Here is an 18,882-nt window from a genome sequence, read left to right as displayed (position 1 = left end):
CCCTCTAAAAGTTAAGTTCTACTGCATTCATTATCGCTTGTTGCTCACGTTCATCTTCTAATTTATCAATAATGGTACGTTGTATGGCTCTTTCAATTGGCATCACTGTTGCTAAATCACTCATATCAATTAAAGCACGTATACTGGCTGCTTCTTCAGAAAGCTGACCTTGTTGTGTCATCGTGCGCAGATCTTCATTAAATTTAATAATTTGATGGATTAATCGGTCGTCTTGCAAAAGACTTTGTGCTTTAATGACATCATGCAATGTATCGCCATCGATATAATCCACATTAATGACCACAAAGCGGTTTTTTAAAGCTTCATTCATGGGTAATGTACCGACGTACCCTTCATTAATTGCAGCAATCACTTTAAATCCGGGTGCGGCTTTGATGACCTCACCAGTAAAAGGATTCGTAAGTTGTCTTCGATAATCAAGAACACCGTTTAAAATCGGTAGTGTTTCAGGTTTGGCCATATTAATCTCGTCAATATACAAAATATGTCCTTCACGCATCGCTTTAATGACTGGCCCATCAATAAAGACAATTTCTTGATGCCCTTCTTCTGAAGTTTTAATTGTTTTGAAGCCGAGTAAACTTTCAGCATCTAAATCCACAGAACAGTTAATTTGATGCATAGGCAATTGAGTGATATGACTTAATGTTTCGGCTAATTTAGTTTTACCAGATCCTGTTGGCCCTTTAAGTAAAATGTTTTTATTTAAAGCAAATAATTTTTCAGCATCTCCTAATACTGTTTCATCTGAGTTTATATAACTTGTAAATTGTTCTTTCATCATTCCCAAAATCCTTTCTAATTCAGTGCATGAAAAAAGACGTGAGTAAAAAGATACCCCCGCTTTTTGTCACATCTATTTTCTATGTCCGTTTGTATTAAACTTCTTCAAAATAAGTTTTATAGTATCCACCGACATGACCAGAATTATCAATAATTTGATAATACTCTTCTGTTTCATTAACGACTGGATATGTATTACCAATAGTTAGCATATCACTTACTGTAAATTTCTTTGCATCTGTATGAATGACTTTAACTTGCTTTTGAGGTGTTTGTTCTTTCCAAGTTTCGTGTAACATCTAATTTCATCCTTCCTCTTGTTGTTCTAAAGTTAAGATATATGAAATACCGTTCGCATCATTAATGCGAATAGAACGTGTATGTTGTTGATCATTTTTTAAATTTTCGTAAGGCATTTGATGCGCTTTTAATTTATTAATTGCATCATTAAATTCAGAAATATTTTGTGCAGTAAACTCGACTTGCTCTACAATGCCATATTCTGGGAGTATTACGGTTTCTTCTGATTCAAACACGTGAATTTCAGCGCCTAAGCCACCATTTTGAGATTGTAATACAACTGTGCGTATTTGTGTTTGTGGTGTCACGTATTCTGCAAAAACTTCAAAATTGAATATTTGCGTTAATAAAGCAATCGTAATCATCAACTCATTTGTTTTAATAATCACTGGGCCCACGCCTTGAAGTTGATGAAGTGGATTAACGGTACTCTCTTCATTTGGTATACCTAGACCCACACCCGTATTGTTTTCGTTTGAAAAAATGTCAAATCGTTGTTCATTGGAATCATAAAAAGCGAGGTGTGAATGACCATTCATGAATGTGGGTTCTTGAAAATCAAGACGATGTTGATGAAAAATATCTTCATATTCCCGAATTCCTTCATCTGAAGGTGTACGCAATCCAATCAGTTGAAAATGCTGATGCTCTGGGTGAATAGGTTGATTCACTTCAACAAATTGTATTCTTGTTCCTGGATTAATTGCTGCATCACCAAATTGAACAGTGTGATTCTTTTTTTGATAAGTCATTCCTAACACATTATGAAATAAATCAATCGTTTTGTCTATATTTTCAGTCGCAAGTGTAATACTTCGAATATGAGACATAAATGATTCTCCTTCTTTCTTAAGTCCGTTTTAGATTTCATCTTAAAGTTACGTTATCGCTATTATTATTTAAAGAAAATACCAAACACAATAAAAAGAATTCCTGCCCACAAATATATGGACTTCGCATGACTGTATTTCATCATATCAAAACCATATAGTACGAGTAATGCTAAGCCTATCGTTTGGAAAATAGGATAGTAATGAATAGAACCAACTAGGCTTGCTATCATCAACCCTATATTGATTAAAATTAGGAAAATGCCCCCTGTTAATACAGGCACTATTAATTTACGATTCATTTGTCAAATCCTTTCTTAATGCACTTATCTTTTATTGTAACGTATATAGCAAAGTTTGAATATGTATTGACAATTGAATATATAATGATTATTCATTTAAAAATAAATACTTATCATTTTTCACTATTCAATGTAATGAATAGCATAGCGACATAGAGATAAAATAAAGCTTATTAAGTTGGTCGAATGTAAAAATACAACGGTGCATGACACCGTTGTATTTTAATGTGTAAAGTAGTTTCTTTTTATGATTCTAATAATAAATCTTCAGGATTTTCAATCAGTTCTTTAATCGTTTTTAAGAAACCTACTGCTTCTTTTCCATCGATAATTCGATGGTCGTAACTTAAAGCAATGTACATCATTGGTCGATTTTCAATCGTATCTTTATCAATTGCAATCGGTCTTGTCATAATAGAATGCATACCTAGTATTGCAGCTTGGTTACCATTAATAATTGGTGTTGACATCATTGAACCGAAGATACCACCATTAGTAATTGTAAATGAACCATTGACCATATCATCGAGAGAGAGTTTATTGTCACGTGCTTTAGCAGCTAAGCGTGCAATTTCTTCTTCAATCTCTGCAAAGTTCTTTTTATCACAATCACGAACGTTTGGAACTAATAATCCACCTGGTGTCGAAACGGCCACACCGATATCATAAAACTGTTTCGTTACCATATAGTCGCCATCAATTTCTGCGTTAACTTCTGGATATTTTTTAAGAGCGGCAACTGCAGCTTTTGTGAAGAATGACATAAAGCCTAACTTTGTACCATTATGGTCTTCCATAAATTTTTCTTTTTTACGTTTACGCAATTCCATAACATTTGTCATATCAACTTCATTGAAAGTTGTCAGCATTGCTGTATTGTTGCTCACTTCTAATAATTTTTTAGCTGCAGTTTTCTTTCTACGGCTCATTTTTTCACGAATCACTGGTTTGTTCGGATTTTGTGGTGCTTGTGATTTTGATTCATTTTGCTTATCTGATGATTTTGTTGCTTGTTGTTCTTGAGGGCCACGAGCAACATCTTCTTTACGAATAACATCGTTCGCTTTGCTACTCACTTCACTCAAACTGATGCCTTTTTCACGTGCAGCACGTCTAGCTGACGGTGTGGCATTGATTCGTTCATTTGAAGCAGTTTGTGCGACTTCATTTTGTTTATCTGATTTTGCTACTGCTTTTTGATCAGACTGGCTTTCTTGTTTATCATCTTTTTCTTTTGATGATGCTTCTTTTTTAGAATCATCTGTATTTGATGCTTTTGCGCCACCTTCGCCTACAACAGCGATTGCTTGACCGACCTCAACTGTATCGCCTTCTTCTACAAGTAATTCTTGAATTGTACCTTCTTCTTCAGAAACGACTTCAACGTTTACTTTATCCGTTTCTAGTTCAAGTATGGCTTCACCTTTTTCAACAGTGTCACCTACTTGTTTTAACCATTCTGCAATGGTACCTTCTGTAATTGATTCTGCTAACTCTGGAACTTTTACCTCTGCCATTTTAAATATGCCCCCTAAATATTTAAACTATTTTCAATAATGATATTTTGAACAAGTTTGTGAATCTCTCCATCACCCTCAGAAGGTGCAGCACGATGTTTTCTGCCGTGATAAATGAGTTGATATTGATCCCCTGCAAGTTCATTTAAAATAGGGTGAACAAAGTACCATGCACCTTGGTTTTGCGGTTCTTCTTGAACCCATGCAATGGTTTCAAGTTTTGGTAATGTTTTTAATAGCGACTCAATTTCTTCTTTTGGAAATGGATAAAGTCTTTCAACAGCTACAATTAAAATTTCATCGTTTGGTGATTCTTTTAGACGTTCTTTCAAATCAATAAACATTTTTCCTGATGCTAAAATGACCTTTTTAATCTTATTTGCGTCGTGATTTTCAGTAAGAATAGGTTCAAATCCACCGCTTGTAAATGCATCAATAGGCTGTGCAACAGTTTTATTACGTAATAAGCCTTTTGGTGACATTAAGACTAAAGGTCTCATCGCATCTGTGGCTAAACTTGCTGCTTGTGCACGTAGCAAATGGAAATAGTTACTTGAACTTGATAAGTTACATACTGTCATATTGTTTTCTGCTGCCAGTTGCAAGAAGCGTTCTAAACGTGCTGATGAGTGTTCGGGACCTTGTCCTTCAAACGCGTGTGGTAAGAAGAATGTCAATCCTGAACGTTCTCCCCATTTTGCATTACTTGAGAAAATAAAGTTATCATAATACATTTGTGCCATATTCGAAAAATCACCGAATTGTGCTTCCCAAATATTGAACGATGATGGATTTTCTACATTGTATCCATATTCAAAGCCAACAACAGCAGCTTCTGATAATGGTGAATTATGAATATCAAAAGTTGCTTTTTGATCAGGTACATGTTGTAACGGAATGTACGTTTCTCCATTTTCTTGATCATGTAGGACTGCATGACGATGACTAAATGTACCACGCTCACAGTCTTGACCTGTCATACGAATTGGGATTCCTTCTTGCATCACTGTAGCAAATGCCAATTGCTCAGCATGTGCCCAGTCTACGAGACCGCCTTCTTTTTCAAAAGGTTCTCTACGTTGTTCGAGGATACGATTTAACTTTTTAAATACATTAAATGTTTCAGGATAATTGAGCATTGCTTCATTAATTTCTTTTAATCTTTCAAGCGATAATTCAGAATCATTATTTGCTAACGGTTTTGTGATACTTTCAGGCATTGCCATATCAGTATTGTTATTTGTATCTTTCTTATCAATTTTGTCGTGTGCTTGACGCATTTCTTTTTGTACGCCTTCAATCACTTCATCCATCTCGTCTTTACTAATCACGCCTTCATCCACCAATTGTTGACCGTAGATAACCTCTGAAGTGTCATGCTTTTTAATTTCTTTATATGGTAATGGATTGGTAAGAGTTGGCTCATCCATTTCATTGTGACCGAAACGACGATAGCCAACTAAATCAATAACGACATCTTTGTTGAATGTTTTTCTAAATTCCATAGCAATATCGATAGCTTCGATTGTAGCTTCTACATTATCTGCATTCACATGTAGTATTGGAACGTCATAACCTTTAGCGACATCTGTTGCATAAGTTGTTGAACGGCCATCTTCTGGATCTGTTGTAAAACCAATACGGTTATTCGTAATAATATGCAAAGTACCTCCAGTGGAGAAACCATTCAAGTTACCCAAGTTCATTGTTTCAAAATTAACACCTTGACCGGGATAAGCGGCATCACCATGAACGATGATTGGCATTGCACTATTGTAATCTGTCTCAATTTGACTTGAGGCGTCAGTGCGATCTTGTGCAGCTCTTGTACGTCCAGTGACAACAGGTGCCACAACTTCAAGATGGCTAGGGTTATTTGCTAATGTGATACGTTGTTCAAAGCCATGGTCTTTAATTGTTTTAATGCCACCTAAATGATACTTAACGTCTCCTGTCCAACCTGAAGTGATTTTTAAACTGCCATCTTTAGGTAAAAACTTCATCGGATCTGTATGCATAAATTCAGAAAGCATCATTTCGTAAGGCTTTTTAAGTACATGGGTTAGCACATTTAAACGCCCGCGATGTGCCATACCAATTTGAATATTTGTAATTTGTTCTTCTGCTGCACGTTTAATTGTTTGAGTAATCATAGGCACGAGGGTATTTACACCTTGGATTGAAAATCTTTTTGCACCTACGAAGTTTTTGTGAAGGTATTTCTCAAACCCCTCTACGTGCGCGAGAAGTTTAAATAGTTTAATTTTTTCTTCCTTGTTGAGGCTTGCTTTATAAGGTGTCTCAATTCTACGTTTCAGCCATACACGTTCTTTATTATTATTAATATGTGTATATTCAAAAGCGATAGGACCTTTGTACCGTTTTTCCATTCTCACTATGGCTTCATACGCATTATCATAAATATCCTTAAAATGGTCAGAAACGATTTCTGCTGAGATACCCTCAAGTGTTTGTTTGTCTAAATTAAAGTCTTCTGGATTTAATTTAGGAATATTCGTACGTTGAGGCGCGTTTACAGGATAAATATCAGCCTCTAAATGACCATATTGTCTAATATTATCAATTAATCGCATGACACGTTTTATCGTGCTATCCCCTGAGCTTGATTGATGTTTTGATGAAACTGTTGCTTCACCGTCTTTAATTGTACTAAAGAGAACTTGTAAATCTTCAGTAACAGAACTAGGATCATCTAAATATTGATCATAAAGTTCTAAAATTAATCCTAAATTTGTTCCAAAGTTTACAGGTGCCTCTGTCACCTGTTTATCGTTCTTCATAATCCACCCTCCACATTTTAAAAAATAAAAACGCTTACAGGTCAATAATAGCATTAAAATGTGAACATTTAAAGGCAAAAAATTGGATAATTATAGTTATTACAATGAATCGAAGCTGATGATAAATGTTGTAAATTGACCCACTTCACTTTTGACTGAAATACGACCGTTATATAGTTTCACCATTTTATGTGCAATTGATAAACCAAGTCCGTTTCCACCTTGTTGGCGAGAACGAGATTTATCAACACGATAGAAACGATCAAATATATGTGCTTGATCTGCTTGAGGTATGCCCATCCCCTTATCTGTAATTTTAATTAAGACTTGGTTGTTAATCAGTTTTGTTGATATTGATACATGCTTATTTTTCGTATCATATTTAATTGCGTTGTCGAGAAAGATTAAAAGTATTTGTTCTAGATGGAAAGAATTAATATCTAAATAGATAAAATCTAAATTAGATGAAAAGTCAAATTGATAGTCTGGGTGAATTTGTTGTAAAGAATGTATACGATTTTTAATTTCTTCGTTTACATCTACTTTTTCTGTTTGATTGTCAGTTAAGCGTGAGTCATCTTTAGTTAACAATAATAATTCTTCGACAAGTTTTGTAATTCGATTCATTTCTTCTAATGAAATATTCAATGATTCTTCTAATATGTCAGGGTCTTTTTTACCCCAACGTTGAATTAAATTGAGATGGCCCTGTATGATTTGTAACGGTGTGCGCAATTCATGTGAAGCATCTTCAACAAATTGCTTTTGTTGATTAAACGAATTTTCAAGTTTGACCATCATACTGTTAAATGTGTCAATCAGCGCATCTGTTTCTTCGTAATTCGTAGGCACTTCGAGTTTCTCTTGAAACCCATTACGTCTAATTTGAGTCATCTTTTCAGTAATAATATTAATCGGCTGTGTGATTTGCGATGAAAAGAAATAACTAATACATGCGGTTACAAATAATGCGATAAAACCAAATATAAGTGCTAAGTAGGTAATAAAATTGAGCAAATCATCGTAAACATCAAGAGAATGAACAATCGTAGCATAGCCTTTAAAGTGACTCGTATCTACAGGATTAGAAACAGTAATATATGAGCCTTTATCATTTCGTATAATTTTAATATTTCGTGTTTCGTGAGGGTGAAAAGGTGGTGAGAACTGGATATTCGTTGTATTTGAGTTTTCTAATAATTTATGTCCATGTTCATCATAAAGAATGACTTTTTGAGAGCTATCTGTGACGGAACTATACTCTAAAGCTGTAATATTTTTTACCGGTTTTGTCTCTAAAAGATTGTAAAGATCATCAGCACTTCTTTCTGCTTTTTGAAATTCATTTTGCTTGAGTAAACTACTAATTGCATAGATAATGAGTAAGCAAAATATGAAAATAATAAGAAATGTAATGAGTGTCGTCACAAATGTCCATTTGGTTTTTAGTGTCGATTGTTTCATTGTCTGATCACGTATCCTACACCTCTAACCGTTTCAATTAGCTTTTGTTTATCGATTTTTTTCAATTTATTTCTTAAATATCTAATATATACATCTACTACATTTGTTTCGACTTCAGATGCATAACCCCAAACATGATCAAGAATTTGTTCTCGATGCAAGACGCGATTTTTGTTTTCTGCAAGGAGTAATAATAAATCAAACTCGGTTTTAGTGAGTTCGAGAGTTTCATTTTCATACCATACTTTGAAAGCATTTTTATCTATTTTGATGCCATCTATTTCTATCACATTTGATTTAGCTGCATGCTCATCTGTGTACCGTCGTATCAATGCACGACTCCTAGCTAATAATTCTTCAATTTCAAAAGGTTTGACAATATAATCGTCAGCGCCATAATCTAACCCAGTGACTTTATCTTCTATTTCACCTTTAGCAGTAATCATAATGATAGGCGTATCTTTTTGCGTACGCAATCTTTTACAAACTTCTAAACCATCCATTTCAGGTAACATTAAATCTAATAAAATAAGATCAAAATCATGTTGTAAAGCGCGATTCAATCCTGAAGCGCCATCATTTCTAATTTCTACATCATAATTTTCATGTTTAAGTTCTAATTCAATAAAGCGAGCTAAGTTTTTTTCATCTTCTACAATGAGTACTTTTTTCATGTTTGTCACCTCTTCCATAATCATATGCTAAAACTATAAAACGGGAAAGTTTTTTAAAAAATTTTGCATTTTTAATTGACAATCATTCTCAATGAGTTATAATGTAATTGAAAATGATTATCAATCACAACGACCCCCCACTACAATTCGTTCTTAAGATTGAGTCATTTTCAATAATATCCCCTTTTATATGCCCGTATAAAAATTCGTTGATATTAAACGTTAAATAAAAGCCGTCGCATTCATTTGCGGCGGCTTTGTTACTTTTATAGATTCAATTGTTTACGTAGGATGAGTTGAGTAATTAAAATACAAATCACACCGCCTACAATTCCTGCAATGATGTCAGTTGGATAATGAACCCCGAGATAGACACGAGAACTAGAAATCAAAATGATAAATAGTGCACTTGCACTTATAACAAAAGCTTTTGATTTCCCTTTTAAAATGCGGTGTGCAACAAACATTAAACTTCCAAAAAATGCTGTTGCTCCCATGGCATGTCCGCTTGGAAAACTAAAACCTGATATATCAATGAGTCGTAACAAAGTTGGTCGTTCTCTATCGAATATATTTTTAAGTATCGGATTAGTTACGCCCGACATTATCATAGTCAGTGCAAAAAAGAGCGCTTCAATTTTATATTTATAAAGCATAAGTAATGTCACAACAATGAGTGATAGTGTAATCATTGCCCAAACTTCACCGATTTGAGTTGCACCGAAAAAGATAGAAGTGGATATAAAACTCTCTGAAGAATAAATAAATGAATAAACTTCATTATCAATCCACTTGCCTATGCGAGATTCATGAAACATGGCAATCACTGAAAATATCAGTGTGAAAATGAGTAAAAGTGAAATTCGTTTCCAATGAGACATGGATTAACCTCCTTAACCAAGTGCATCATGAATAATTTTTTCAAGTAAATCATCTTTCGTATAACTTTCATTGAAATTTTCCATATTATTAATATATTGAGCTCTATTTTTTTCAATTTCATTGAGTGCTGCCATCAATGTTTCACTAGAGAGTTCAGACTCATCTAACATGGTAGCGTAACCTTGCTTTTCGAAATATCGCGCATTATCAATTTGATCCCCTCGTGATTGGTCAAGACCTAATGGGATTAAAAGCATTGGCAAACGTAATGCTAGAAATTCATAAATCGCATTTGAACCCGCTCTTGAAACGACGGTATCTGTAATCGCGAGTAAATCCGTTAAATCATCTTTAACAAATTCAAATTGTACATAACCTTCAGTTTGGACATGTGGCGCGACTAAACCTTTACCAGTCAAATGAATAATCTGATAAGTTTCAAGCAATGTATCAAGATGACGACGAATGGCCTCGTTTATTTTAAGGCTTCCCATACTGCCGCCCATCACAAGTAACACTTTTTTGTTTGGATTAAATCCAGTTAATTGATAACCACGTGTTTTATTGCCGCGCTTCAAATCTTCTCGAATGGTAGCCCCGACGAAATCTGCTTTTTCTTTTGGAACATGTTTTAATGTATCTTCAAATGTCGTATAAAGTTTTTTGGCAAACTGAATTGCAATTTTATTGGCTAGTCCCGGTGTTAAATCAGATTCATGAACAATTGTAGGTATTTTCAATGATTTTGCAGCTAATACAACTGGCACGGAGACAAAGCCCCCTTTTGAAAATACGATATCTGGCATTTCGCGTTTTAAAACTTTACGTGCATCTAAAATCCCTTTTAGCACTTTAAAGACATCTTTCAAGTTTTCAAAAGAAAAGTAGCGACGTAATTTACCACTAGAAATGACATAATAAGGTGTTTGAGGCAATTGCGATTCAATCATTTCACGTTCTATTCCCTTTTTTGAACCAATATAAAATGCCTCGTGCCCTTTCTCTATTGCAGTCGGAATTAAGCTCAAGTTGACCGACACATGTCCAACAGTTCCGCCACCTGTAAATGCAATTTTAACCATATTAACCCTCTATTCTGTTAAATTTTTATAATATGCATAAAATGGTTTTCCCTTATCAAAAGGAAATTCAGTACTTGTCATTTCACCAGTTTTGACAAAATCATATTTTTTGAACAATCCTTGTGCACGTTTATTTTGTGAAAATGTATCTGTCAACAAAATTTGAACGTGATGTGATTCTGCCAAGTCCATTGCGAATTGCATCAGTTGTTGTGCAATGCCACGATATTGTGGCGATGCGACAAGGCGATGAATGACATAAGCATTCGATTTATCAATTGGCCATTCAAGCGCATCATACCAATCCGGTGCGTTTTGGTCAATAACGATAAAACCTTTTATTTCTGAATCGTCATAAACGTATAGGCCTCCCATTTCAATATCTGTTTTAAAATGGTTTTTAAGTGGGTAACGATGATCCCATTGTGGATTGTTATCCTCAATCATTAATTGTTTTGCTTCTTCTGTTAAAGCTTCGATTTGATTAAGGTCTTGTAATGTTGCTTTTCTAATCAATGAAATCACTCCTCAAGTTTCTTTAGCGTTTGTTCAAGCATAGGATCTTCACTCGTTGCTTTTTCTACTAGCTTTTCTGTAAATAGACGATTTGTTTCTTCGTTAAACATCCCATTTGCCTCTATGTGATTTTTTTGTTGAAATGCTTTAATTGCAGTTGATAATTGCGCATCGTATGATTCGTCAACTGTATCTATTGAATAACCTAAGGCTTTTATTCCAATTTTAATGGAGCGTATATTTTTATCGTGGTCGCCTTGTTGATAAGTTTTATCTGTCGGAATTGGTTTAATATTTTCATAGTCTGCACCTTTAACTGGAACGTCTGGCTTAATGCCTTTACCGTGAATGTAATGACCATCAGGCGTTAACCATTTCATTTCAGTAAATTTCAATAAAGATCCATCTTTAAATTCACGTGTCGTTTGTACGATACCCTTACCAAATGATTTTGTACCATAAATTTTGGCAATATGATGGTCGTGTAGCGCACCTGAGAATACTTCAGAAGCACTCGCTGAACCTTCATTTAATAAAATTGAAATCTTCATATCTTTAATATGATCTAACGGTTGGTTTGCTGTTTTAACAGCATCTTTTTGATTGCCTTTTTCGAGTTTGACGACAGTTTCTCCTTTATCAAGGAAAATATTTGCCATTTTTACAGCTTCGTCCAACAAGCCACCAGGGTTATTTCTTAAATCCAATAATACTTGTGTGACACCTTCTTTTTGTGATTGCTGAATGGCAGATTTAAGTTCTCCTGCAGTGCCTTCTTGGAATTTATTAATTTTAAACACACCTATCTGTCCATGTTTTTTGTATTCGACACTTTTTACATGAATCTTATCTCTTTTAACCGTAATATCTCTTGTGTCATTGCCTCTTTTAATTGTCAGTTTGACTTCAGTTCCTTTTTTACCGCGTATTTCAGGAATAATGGCATTGAGCGCTTTGTTTTTAGTCGAATGACCATTTATTGCTAATAATTCATCTTTAGGTTTTATCCCAGCTTTTTCTGCAGGTGAATCTTTCATTGGACTTGTAATAATAATTTGTTTTCCTTTTTGTTGCATTTCGGCACCGATTCCGACAAAATCTCCAGAAACATCCTCTTGAAAAGATTTAGTTTCATCTTGCGATAAATATTCAGTGTATGGATCGTTTAAGCTTTTTGTCATGCCTTTAATTGCGTGATCGAGAAGTTGATCTTTATCTTGCTTTTTATAATAGTCATTCGCAATTAATTCGTATACGTCACTTAGTTTCTGGGCATTCGCAGTCACTTTTTGGTTTTGAGATGAATGGTTATAGTAAAAAAATCCCCCTGCGATGACTAATACGGTTAAAACAAAAGTGAGTAGGATACTTAAAATAAAGGTTCTAAAAGATATGTAACGTTTCGGCTTTTTATTGTTGTTAGACGTACTCAATCGTAATTCACCTTCTTATTTGATTTTCTGATTACTAAAAGGAAAAAGGGTGAGACATTGCTCGTCCGCACCCTTAAAACGCATATGTGGAAAGATATACATCACATTAAAATTGTAGCCATTCTTGATATTCTTCATATAAATCATCAAAGACAGACATAGGTAAAGTATAATTACCTTCCGTTTCAATATATTCGGACAATACATCGAAACTTTTCTCATATTTAGGAAATGATAAATCTTCAAAAATCATTTCTGCGAGTGTTCCTTGTGCATCTTTGCGGCCACGTACAGTTAATGCGAATTGATAAAATGATGCATCTTTCATTATTTCATTTTCACTTCTATCACTGAAGTTTCACCTTTGCTCAGATGTGATGGCTCTTCAAATTGAATTGATTCCGTGCTAGCAGTATTGGTAATGATAATTGGAGAAACAGTAGATTTAGCGTTCTGTTTAATAAATTCTAAATCAAACGATACGAGCGCATCACCCATTTTCACTCGATCACCACTTTCAACTGAAACTTCAAATCCTTCACCATTAAGTTGAACAGTATCTAAGCCAATGTGAACTAACACTTCAAGGCCATTATCAGCTTTTAAACTAATTGCATGTTTAGTAGGGAAAACATTATCTACAACACCATCTATAGGTGAAACAACTGTACCCTCAATAGGTTGCACGCCAAACCCTTCTCCCATCATTTTCTGAGCAAAAACTGGATCTGGAATGTCTTCGATTTTTACAAGTTCTCCACTAATAGGTGCATAAACCGTAATATCTTTGCTTGCTTCATTATTCTTACCGAAAAGTTTTTTGAACATCTTGTTAACTCCTTTATTTATCAAAAAGTTTTACGAGATCACCATAACCGAGTGCTTCAAGTTTTTCATAAGGAATAAACTGAATTGCTGCTGAATTAATGCAATAACGTAATCCACCACGTTCTTTTGGACCGTCATTAAAGACATGACCAAGATGACTGTTGCTATCTTCAGAACGGACTTCTGTTCGAATCATTCCAAAAGATTTATCGACAAGTTCTATAATATCTTGATCATCAATGGCTTTTGAAAAACTAGGCCAACCACAATCTGATTCAAATTTATCATCGGATGTAAACAGTGGTTTCCCTGAAATTTTATCCACATAAATGCCTTTTTCATAATGATTCCAATATTCATTTCGGAATGGAGGTTCTGTCCCATCTTGTTGTGTTACGAGATATTCTAAGTCAGTTAAATCCTTTTTATCTTTTTTAATCATGCTTGATCACCCCAATGTTTTTTGATGAATGCTTTTCTACCAGATCCACGTTGATATTGGTAATAATGAACGGGATGTTTTTTATAATAATCTTGATGATAGTCTTCTGCTGGATAGAAATTTTTATAAGGTTCTACCGGTGTGACGACAGGTTTATCGAATATTTTTGCCTCATTTAGCGCATCAATTTTCTTCAGTGCACTTTCTTTCTGTACCTCATCATGATAAAAAATGACAGGTCGATAACTTTCCCCTCTATCAAAAAATTGTCCATTTTTGTCAGTAGGATCAAATGTTTTAAAATAAATATCTAATATATCACTAAAAGATATCACTTGTTCATCAAATACAATTTGAACAGCTTCAACATGTCCGGTTGTATTCGTACACACTTCTTCATAAGTTGGATATTCAACAGTGCCACCACTATAACCAGAAGTGATGCTCTTAACACCGTCATATGATGTAAATGGTTTTACGAGGCACCAAAAACATCCGCCTGCTAATGTTGCTATCGCCATTTCTGACACCTCCGTGTTTTATAAGTCTTTAGAATTTTTCAAGACAACTAAACCAATTGCACCCGCACCTGTATGCGTAGAAACCACGGGCGTCGTATGTCCAAATTCAAATTTTTGTATATTAAATGTTTCGTCTAATTTTTCTTTAAATTTATCCATAAAATCTTGTGCTTTTGCATGCGATATACCAATGGATTCAATAGCATTATCACCGATAAATGATTTTAAATCTTTCAGTATAAATTTAATACATGCATTTTGTGTACGTGCATTATGAATCATTTCTAAATTACCATCTACAAGTTCACCAATTGGCTTGATTTTCATAAAGTTACCAATCAGGCCTTTTGCCTTACTAATGCGTCCACCTTTAATCAGTTGGTCTAATTGACCGATAATGACATATAACTTGATATTTTCTTGTAATTTTTTTAGTTTATTAAGGATTTCTTCTGTTGAAAAGCCAGCTTCAACCCATTGTGTTAAACATTTCAATTGATAGCCCAAACCAAACGAAATTGATTTTGAATCAATGACAGTAATTTTAGCATCAACCATTTCACTTGCTTGGACAGCCGTTTGATAAGTGCCACTTAAACCTGAAGATAGATGGATACTAATAATTTCAGCACCAGTTTGAGCAAGTTCCTCATATTTCTCTACAAATTTTCCGATTGGAGGTTGACTTGTTTTAAGATCATTTTCATCATGGCCCAAGTATTGAGAAAAAGATTCATTTGTAATTTCAGTTTGATCTTCGTAAGAATCGCCATTAATTGTAACGCTTAATGGAACGACGTGAATATTATGTTGTTTTAAAAATGATAGTTCTAAGTCTGATGTTGAATCAGTAACAATAATTTGTTGCATAGTATGAAACCTCCAAGATTTACTTTCGAGTCAAATGTAAAAATGTATGTGGGTACTTGTTTTTCTCGTCTACTGTACCTTCTTCTGCAGAAACGACTTTCCACTCTTCAAATGTATAAGGTGGAAAAAAAGTATCTGCTTGAAATTCATCATCTATCACTGTGATATACATGTCGTCAACTTTGTCGATGTATGTTTCGAATAAAGATTGTCCGCCAAATATAAAAACATGTTCGTCTTTAATGGATTGTATCTCATCAATGTCATGTATCACATCAACGCCATCATGATGGAAGTCCTTATTTCGAGTCAACACAACATTTCTACGTTGAGGTAGTGGCTTGCCAATTGACTCAAAAGTGGCGCGTCCCATAACAAGTGTATGTCCTGTGGTTAATTTTTTGACATGCTTCAAATCATTAGGTAAATGCCAAGGTAATTGCCCTTGGAATCCAATACCACGATGTTGATCATGTGCGACTAAAATAGATAGTGTCATTTGTTTGCTCCTTTATTTATACAGCAATCGGTGCTTTTATTGCTGGATGTGATTGATAATTAACAATCTCTAAATCTTCATATTCTATATCAAATATCGAGCAATCAGAATTAATTTTTAACTGAGGTGGTGCGTAGCTTGTTCGTTCAAGCTGTGTTTGAATCGCTTCTATATGATTGCTATAAATGTGCGCATCTCCAAAAGTATGAACAAATTCACCTACTTCTAATTGACATTCTTTTGCGATAAGATGCGTCAACAGACTATAGCTTGCAATATTAAATGGAACACCTAAAAAGATGTCAGCACTTCTTTGATAGAGTTGGCAACTCAATCGATTGTTCTCTACATAGAATTGAAATAGCGTATGACATGGCGGAAGAGCCATTGTTTCAATTTCTGATGGATTCCAAGCACTCACAATATGACGTCTCGAATTAGGCTGCGTCTTAATTTGTTCAATAACTGTTTTAAGTTGATCATAATGCTGCCCATCGGCACCAATCCAATCACGCCATTGTTTACCGTAGACATTACCTAAATCTCCGTGTTTTTCCATGAAAGCATCGTCGTTCAATATTTGATGTTTAAAGTTGTTCATCTCTTGTTGGTATATTTTTGCAAATTCTGAGTCACGTTGGACACGATGACCAAAATTAGTCATATCTGGACCGTGGTAGTCTGAACTTTGGACATACTTTTCAAATGCCCATTCATTCCATATGTTGTTATTATATTTTAAAAGATATCTTAAATTTGTATCGCCTCGAATAAACCATATTAATTCAGTAGCAATCAACTTAAACGAAACTTTTTTAGTAGTGAGTAACGGGAACCCTTTCGAAAGATCGAATCGAAGTTGATGACCAAACTTAGAAATGGTGCCTGTGGCTGTTCTATCATCACGTTGATTTCCAATTTTTAATACTTCTTCACATAAGCTGTGATACGCTTGATCAAATGGATTCATGACATTCACCTCTTTCTCTTAGTATATATAATAGACGATTTTTAACTATTTGAAAAATAAAAACAACGTTGTTGACAAGAGATGCTTACTGGCCAGTGATTGGTTTCTAGATAAACGTATGCTCTTACTTGCCTGTCTGACACCTTTGCTTACTTCTAATTAATGAAACCTTACCTTCCTTTTGTCGCAATGAGTCATTAGATGATAATATCCTGTCGCTACTATATGAACGTCAAAAAGGATTGAAACAGCATTTGTTTGGCATGTTTCAATCCTTGTTAAAAAATTATGCTTGGCAATGTGTATCGAAAGCGTCTTTAATATCCATGGCGATATCATTAATATCTCGACCTTCGATATGTTCACGTGGCATAAAGTGCACAAGTTGTGTTCCTCTAAATAGTGCAAATGATGGACTTGATGGTACTTGTTGAATATATTCTCTCATTTTAGCTGTTGCTTCTTTGTCTTGACCGGCAAATACTGTTACTTTATGATTAGGTTTGTTTTCATTTTGTTCAGCGACAGCCACTGCTGCTGGACGCGCAAGTCCTGCTGCGCAACCACAAGTTGAGTTGATGACAACAAATGTCGTTGAATCGTCTTCCACATTTGCCATATATTCACTAACATCCGCTTCACTCTCTAAACTTTCAAATCCATTTTCTGTTAACTCGCCTCTCATTTGTGCAGCAAGTTCTTTCATATAAGCGTCATATGCATTCATTATAAATACACTCCCTCTATTTAATCATTTATTGATTTCGATTTGCAATTTGCTTCCAAACAGATCCAAGCGCGTCTTCTCCATTTTCAATACGCGTAATCGCCATTTCAATTTGGAGCTTTACTTCATACGCCGAATCGTCTTGATGCGCTTTTAAACTATCCAATTGTGCAGGACCGCCCTCATCAAAAAGAAACATTGCAGCACGCCATCTCACTATTTTTTGTGGATCGTCGAGCGCGCGTTCCATTTCTGGTAAAGCTTCCTTAAAGCCTAAATCGCTAATACTGTCTCCTGCTGTTCTTCTAACTGCTGGGCTTTGATCTCTTAAACCTTTATATAAGTATGGAAGTGTGGCTTTGTCTTCAATCATACTCAGTAAGACAACAGCTTCTCTTCTTAATGGTACTTTACTTTCAGTTAATGCCACATCGAGTAAAGGATAGTCGTCTGCGGTTGGCGTTGGAAAAGATTTAAGCATCCGTAGACGTGTTTTCCAATCCGCTGTTTGCTGATATGTCTCTAAAGAAACATGAGTATAATGCTTTTCAGGAACGGTGATATTAGTATTTTTAGCTTCTTCAACCAATTGGTCTAAAACATGTTGAGGATAAACTGCGTGCATTTCTTCAATGACTTCTGCCATAACGTCTTCGATATCACCATATCTTACACCTAGTGATGCCCATTTGCGTAAAAATACGACGTTATCTTCAGGTAATTGTGTAGAAAGCATCGCATTGACAAAGCGATCCTCTAATTGCGCTCTATACTCTTTTTCCCCTGTAGTTAATTTAACCTGATATGGGATTCCTTTAAACTTTAGTACTTCTACTTTAATTTCCCCAAAATGTGAGTCCGGTTGAATTTCAGAAAGAGAATCTTGCTGATCATGATTGAGCGCCGCAGTGACTTTAGGCAAAACATTCTCCCAATCTGCTTTAGGTGTTTTATCAACCGCTATAAAATCTAACACATAAAAAACAGATTTAACTTCTTCTATTTTCAAAATAGCATTGATAAAGGGAGGTTGTCCTTCTTTAACTTTCGTATAAGTCGTAGAATGACGACCTTCCCTTGTTTCAGATAAAACAATTTTCATGGTATTGGGACTAGGCGTAGGCTCTACCTTAACAATTTCCATAAAAAACCTCCTCATCAAATCATGACATTTATTGCAACTCGTTTCCAAGTTGTCGAATTTGCTTTCCAATTGAACATTCATTGATGCAGAAGTGATGTGCTTGTGTCTTCCCTTTTACTTTTCGAATGTATGATTTAACAAGACATTGCTCACAATATTGCTGAGAGAGTTGGTCAATCTCGGCAATAGCATTTCTCTTAGATTCAGTGAGCACAAAATTCACCTCTTTAAAATATAATGCATACAATATTCACTATGTTAACATGATTGATAGGT

22 protein-coding genes are annotated in these 18,882 nt (G+C 34.8%); all 22 read right to left on the bottom strand.

Translation table 11 applies throughout. The features are described 5' to 3' along the window. Positions 1–4 precede the first annotated feature (4 nt). Positions 5–802 carry an ATP-binding protein gene (locus KM149_RS06815; protein ID WP_371317742.1) on the bottom strand — a complete coding sequence of 266 codons (798 nt, stop codon included), beginning with the start codon at positions 800–802 and terminating at the stop codon, positions 5–7. 97 nt (positions 803–899) lie between these two features. Further along, a complete protein-coding gene (locus tag KM149_RS06810; protein WP_016425060.1) occupies positions 900–1,103 on the bottom strand; it encodes a DUF6501 family protein in 204 nt (67 codons plus the stop codon). A 6-nt stretch (positions 1,104–1,109) separates the two neighbouring features. Further along, on the bottom strand, positions 1,110–1,934 hold the full coding sequence (locus KM149_RS06805) for a VOC family protein (RefSeq protein WP_241415210.1): 825 nt from the start codon (positions 1,932–1,934) through the stop codon (positions 1,110–1,112). Between the two features lie 65 nt (positions 1,935–1,999). Further along, positions 2,000–2,236 carry a hypothetical protein gene (locus KM149_RS06800; protein ID WP_182280356.1) on the bottom strand — a complete coding sequence of 79 codons (237 nt, stop codon included), beginning with the start codon at positions 2,234–2,236 and terminating at the stop codon, positions 2,000–2,002. 245 nt (positions 2,237–2,481) lie between these two features. Beyond that, positions 2,482–3,753 carry a dihydrolipoyllysine-residue succinyltransferase gene (gene sucB, locus KM149_RS06795; RefSeq protein WP_182280357.1) on the bottom strand — a complete coding sequence of 424 codons (1,272 nt, stop codon included), beginning with the start codon at positions 3,751–3,753 and terminating at the stop codon, positions 2,482–2,484. Between the two features lie 14 nt (positions 3,754–3,767). After that, on the bottom strand, positions 3,768–6,554 hold the full coding sequence (locus KM149_RS06790) for a 2-oxoglutarate dehydrogenase E1 component (protein WP_245393518.1): 2,787 nt from the start codon (positions 6,552–6,554) through the stop codon (positions 3,768–3,770). Between the two features lie 99 nt (positions 6,555–6,653). Then, the gene (locus tag KM149_RS06785; RefSeq protein WP_050330910.1) at positions 6,654–8,018 is read right to left on the bottom strand and encodes a HAMP domain-containing sensor histidine kinase; all 1,365 of its coding nucleotides are present in this window, start codon (positions 8,016–8,018) and stop codon (positions 6,654–6,656) included. Beyond that, on the bottom strand, positions 8,015–8,692 hold the full coding sequence (locus KM149_RS06780; protein ID WP_241415209.1) for a response regulator transcription factor: 678 nt from the start codon (positions 8,690–8,692) through the stop codon (positions 8,015–8,017). Before KM149_RS06780 ends, KM149_RS06785 begins: the two co-directional genes overlap by 4 nt. A gap of 266 nt (positions 8,693–8,958) precedes the next feature. Further along, positions 8,959–9,573: a phosphatase PAP2 family protein gene (locus tag KM149_RS06775; protein WP_182317365.1), complete on the bottom strand. Its 615-nt coding sequence runs from the start codon at positions 9,571–9,573 to the stop codon at positions 8,959–8,961. Positions 9,574–9,585: 12 nt separating this feature from the next. Beyond that, positions 9,586–10,656: an undecaprenyldiphospho-muramoylpentapeptide beta-N-acetylglucosaminyltransferase gene (locus KM149_RS06770; RefSeq protein ID WP_241415208.1), complete on the bottom strand. Its 1,071-nt coding sequence runs from the start codon at positions 10,654–10,656 to the stop codon at positions 9,586–9,588. A 9-nt stretch (positions 10,657–10,665) separates the two neighbouring features. Continuing rightward, entirely contained in the window at positions 10,666–11,172 is a 507-nt protein-coding gene (locus KM149_RS06765) for a GNAT family N-acetyltransferase (protein ID WP_165545442.1), read from the bottom strand. Positions 11,173–11,177: 5 nt separating this feature from the next. Beyond that, positions 11,178–12,605, bottom strand: coding sequence for a S41 family peptidase (locus KM149_RS06760; RefSeq protein WP_214969799.1), 1,428 nt, complete (start codon positions 12,603–12,605; stop codon positions 11,178–11,180). A 106-nt stretch (positions 12,606–12,711) separates the two neighbouring features. Beyond that, on the bottom strand, positions 12,712–12,933 hold the full coding sequence (locus KM149_RS06755) for a YozE family protein (protein ID WP_060829920.1): 222 nt from the start codon (positions 12,931–12,933) through the stop codon (positions 12,712–12,714). Further along, a complete protein-coding gene (locus tag KM149_RS06750; protein WP_050330905.1) occupies positions 12,933–13,433 on the bottom strand; it encodes a PTS sugar transporter subunit IIA in 501 nt (166 codons plus the stop codon). Before KM149_RS06750 ends, KM149_RS06755 begins: the two co-directional genes overlap by 1 nt. Before the next feature lie 13 nt (positions 13,434–13,446). Beyond that, a complete protein-coding gene (gene msrB, locus KM149_RS06745) occupies positions 13,447–13,875 on the bottom strand; it encodes a peptide-methionine (R)-S-oxide reductase MsrB (RefSeq protein ID WP_050330904.1) in 429 nt (142 codons plus the stop codon). Continuing rightward, positions 13,872–14,396 carry a peptide-methionine (S)-S-oxide reductase MsrA gene (gene msrA / locus KM149_RS06740; protein WP_050330903.1) on the bottom strand — a complete coding sequence of 175 codons (525 nt, stop codon included), beginning with the start codon at positions 14,394–14,396 and terminating at the stop codon, positions 13,872–13,874. The genes msrB and msrA overlap by 4 nt, the downstream gene beginning before the upstream one ends. Positions 14,397–14,414: 18 nt before the next feature. Beyond that, positions 14,415–15,266, bottom strand: a complete 852-nt coding sequence (locus KM149_RS06735) for a DegV family protein (protein WP_165545444.1) — start codon at positions 15,264–15,266, stop codon at positions 14,415–14,417. Between the two features lie 19 nt (positions 15,267–15,285). Then, positions 15,286–15,765 (bottom strand): dihydrofolate reductase, encoded by a 480-nt coding sequence (locus KM149_RS06730; RefSeq protein WP_060829918.1) that lies wholly within the window; start codon positions 15,763–15,765, stop codon positions 15,286–15,288. A gap of 16 nt (positions 15,766–15,781) precedes the next feature. Continuing rightward, positions 15,782–16,735, bottom strand: a complete 954-nt coding sequence (locus KM149_RS06725) for a thymidylate synthase (protein ID WP_050345624.1) — start codon at positions 16,733–16,735, stop codon at positions 15,782–15,784. A gap of 286 nt (positions 16,736–17,021) precedes the next feature. Continuing rightward, a complete protein-coding gene (gene brxA, locus KM149_RS06720) occupies positions 17,022–17,462 on the bottom strand; it encodes a bacilliredoxin BrxA (RefSeq protein ID WP_050330899.1) in 441 nt (146 codons plus the stop codon). 28 nt (positions 17,463–17,490) lie between these two features. Beyond that, positions 17,491–18,606, bottom strand: a complete 1,116-nt coding sequence (locus tag KM149_RS06715; RefSeq protein WP_214969801.1) for a virulence factor — start codon at positions 18,604–18,606, stop codon at positions 17,491–17,493. A gap of 28 nt (positions 18,607–18,634) precedes the next feature. Next, entirely contained in the window at positions 18,635–18,820 is a 186-nt protein-coding gene (locus KM149_RS06710; protein WP_050330897.1) for a zinc-finger domain-containing protein, read from the bottom strand. Between the last annotated feature and the right edge of the window lie 62 nt (positions 18,821–18,882).

The sequence above is a fragment of the Staphylococcus coagulans genome (genome assembly GCF_022557135.1).
Taxonomy (GTDB): domain Bacteria; phylum Bacillota; class Bacilli; order Staphylococcales; family Staphylococcaceae; genus Staphylococcus; species Staphylococcus coagulans.
The sequence above is the reverse complement of the archived record's forward strand: the minus strand, read 5'-3'. Positions and strand labels throughout refer to the sequence as shown.

Coding starts and splice junctions, on each gene's coding strand:
- KM149_RS06815 (WP_371317742.1), bottom strand. CDS start 802: ATGAAAGAACAATTTACAAGTTATATAAACTCAGATGAAACAGTATTA.
- KM149_RS06810 (WP_016425060.1), bottom strand. CDS start 1,103: ATGTTACACGAAACTTGGAAAGAACAAACACCTCAAAAGCAAGTTAAA.
- KM149_RS06805 (WP_241415210.1), bottom strand. CDS start 1,934: ATGTCTCATATTCGAAGTATTACACTTGCGACTGAAAATATAGACAAA.
- KM149_RS06800 (WP_182280356.1), bottom strand. CDS start 2,236: ATGAATCGTAAATTAATAGTGCCTGTATTAACAGGGGGCATTTTCCTA.
- sucB (WP_182280357.1), bottom strand. CDS start 3,753: ATGGCAGAGGTAAAAGTTCCAGAGTTAGCAGAATCAATTACAGAAGGT.
- KM149_RS06790 (WP_245393518.1), bottom strand. CDS start 6,554: ATGAAGAACGATAAACAGGTGACAGAGGCACCTGTAAACTTTGGAACA.
- KM149_RS06785 (WP_050330910.1), bottom strand. CDS start 8,018: ATGAAACAATCGACACTAAAAACCAAATGGACATTTGTGACGACACTC.
- KM149_RS06780 (WP_241415209.1), bottom strand. CDS start 8,692: ATGAAAAAAGTACTCATTGTAGAAGATGAAAAAAACTTAGCTCGCTTT.
- KM149_RS06775 (WP_182317365.1), bottom strand. CDS start 9,573: ATGTCTCATTGGAAACGAATTTCACTTTTACTCATTTTCACACTGATA.
- KM149_RS06770 (WP_241415208.1), bottom strand. CDS start 10,656: ATGGTTAAAATTGCATTTACAGGTGGCGGAACTGTTGGACATGTGTCG.
- KM149_RS06755 (WP_060829920.1), bottom strand. CDS start 12,933: ATGAAAGATGCATCATTTTATCAATTCGCATTAACTGTACGTGGCCGC.
- KM149_RS06750 (WP_050330905.1), bottom strand. CDS start 13,433: ATGTTCAAAAAACTTTTCGGTAAGAATAATGAAGCAAGCAAAGATATT.
- msrB (WP_050330904.1), bottom strand. CDS start 13,875: ATGATTAAAAAAGATAAAAAGGATTTAACTGACTTAGAATATCTCGTA.
- msrA (WP_050330903.1), bottom strand. CDS start 14,396: ATGGCGATAGCAACATTAGCAGGCGGATGTTTTTGGTGCCTCGTAAAA.
- KM149_RS06735 (WP_165545444.1), bottom strand. CDS start 15,266: ATGCAACAAATTATTGTTACTGATTCAACATCAGACTTAGAACTATCA.
- KM149_RS06730 (WP_060829918.1), bottom strand. CDS start 15,765: ATGACACTATCTATTTTAGTCGCACATGATCAACATCGTGGTATTGGA.
- KM149_RS06725 (WP_050345624.1), bottom strand. CDS start 16,735: ATGAATCCATTTGATCAAGCGTATCACAGCTTATGTGAAGAAGTATTA.
- brxA (WP_050330899.1), bottom strand. CDS start 17,462: ATGAATGCATATGACGCTTATATGAAAGAACTTGCTGCACAAATGAGA.
- KM149_RS06715 (WP_214969801.1), bottom strand. CDS start 18,606: ATGGAAATTGTTAAGGTAGAGCCTACGCCTAGTCCCAATACCATGAAA.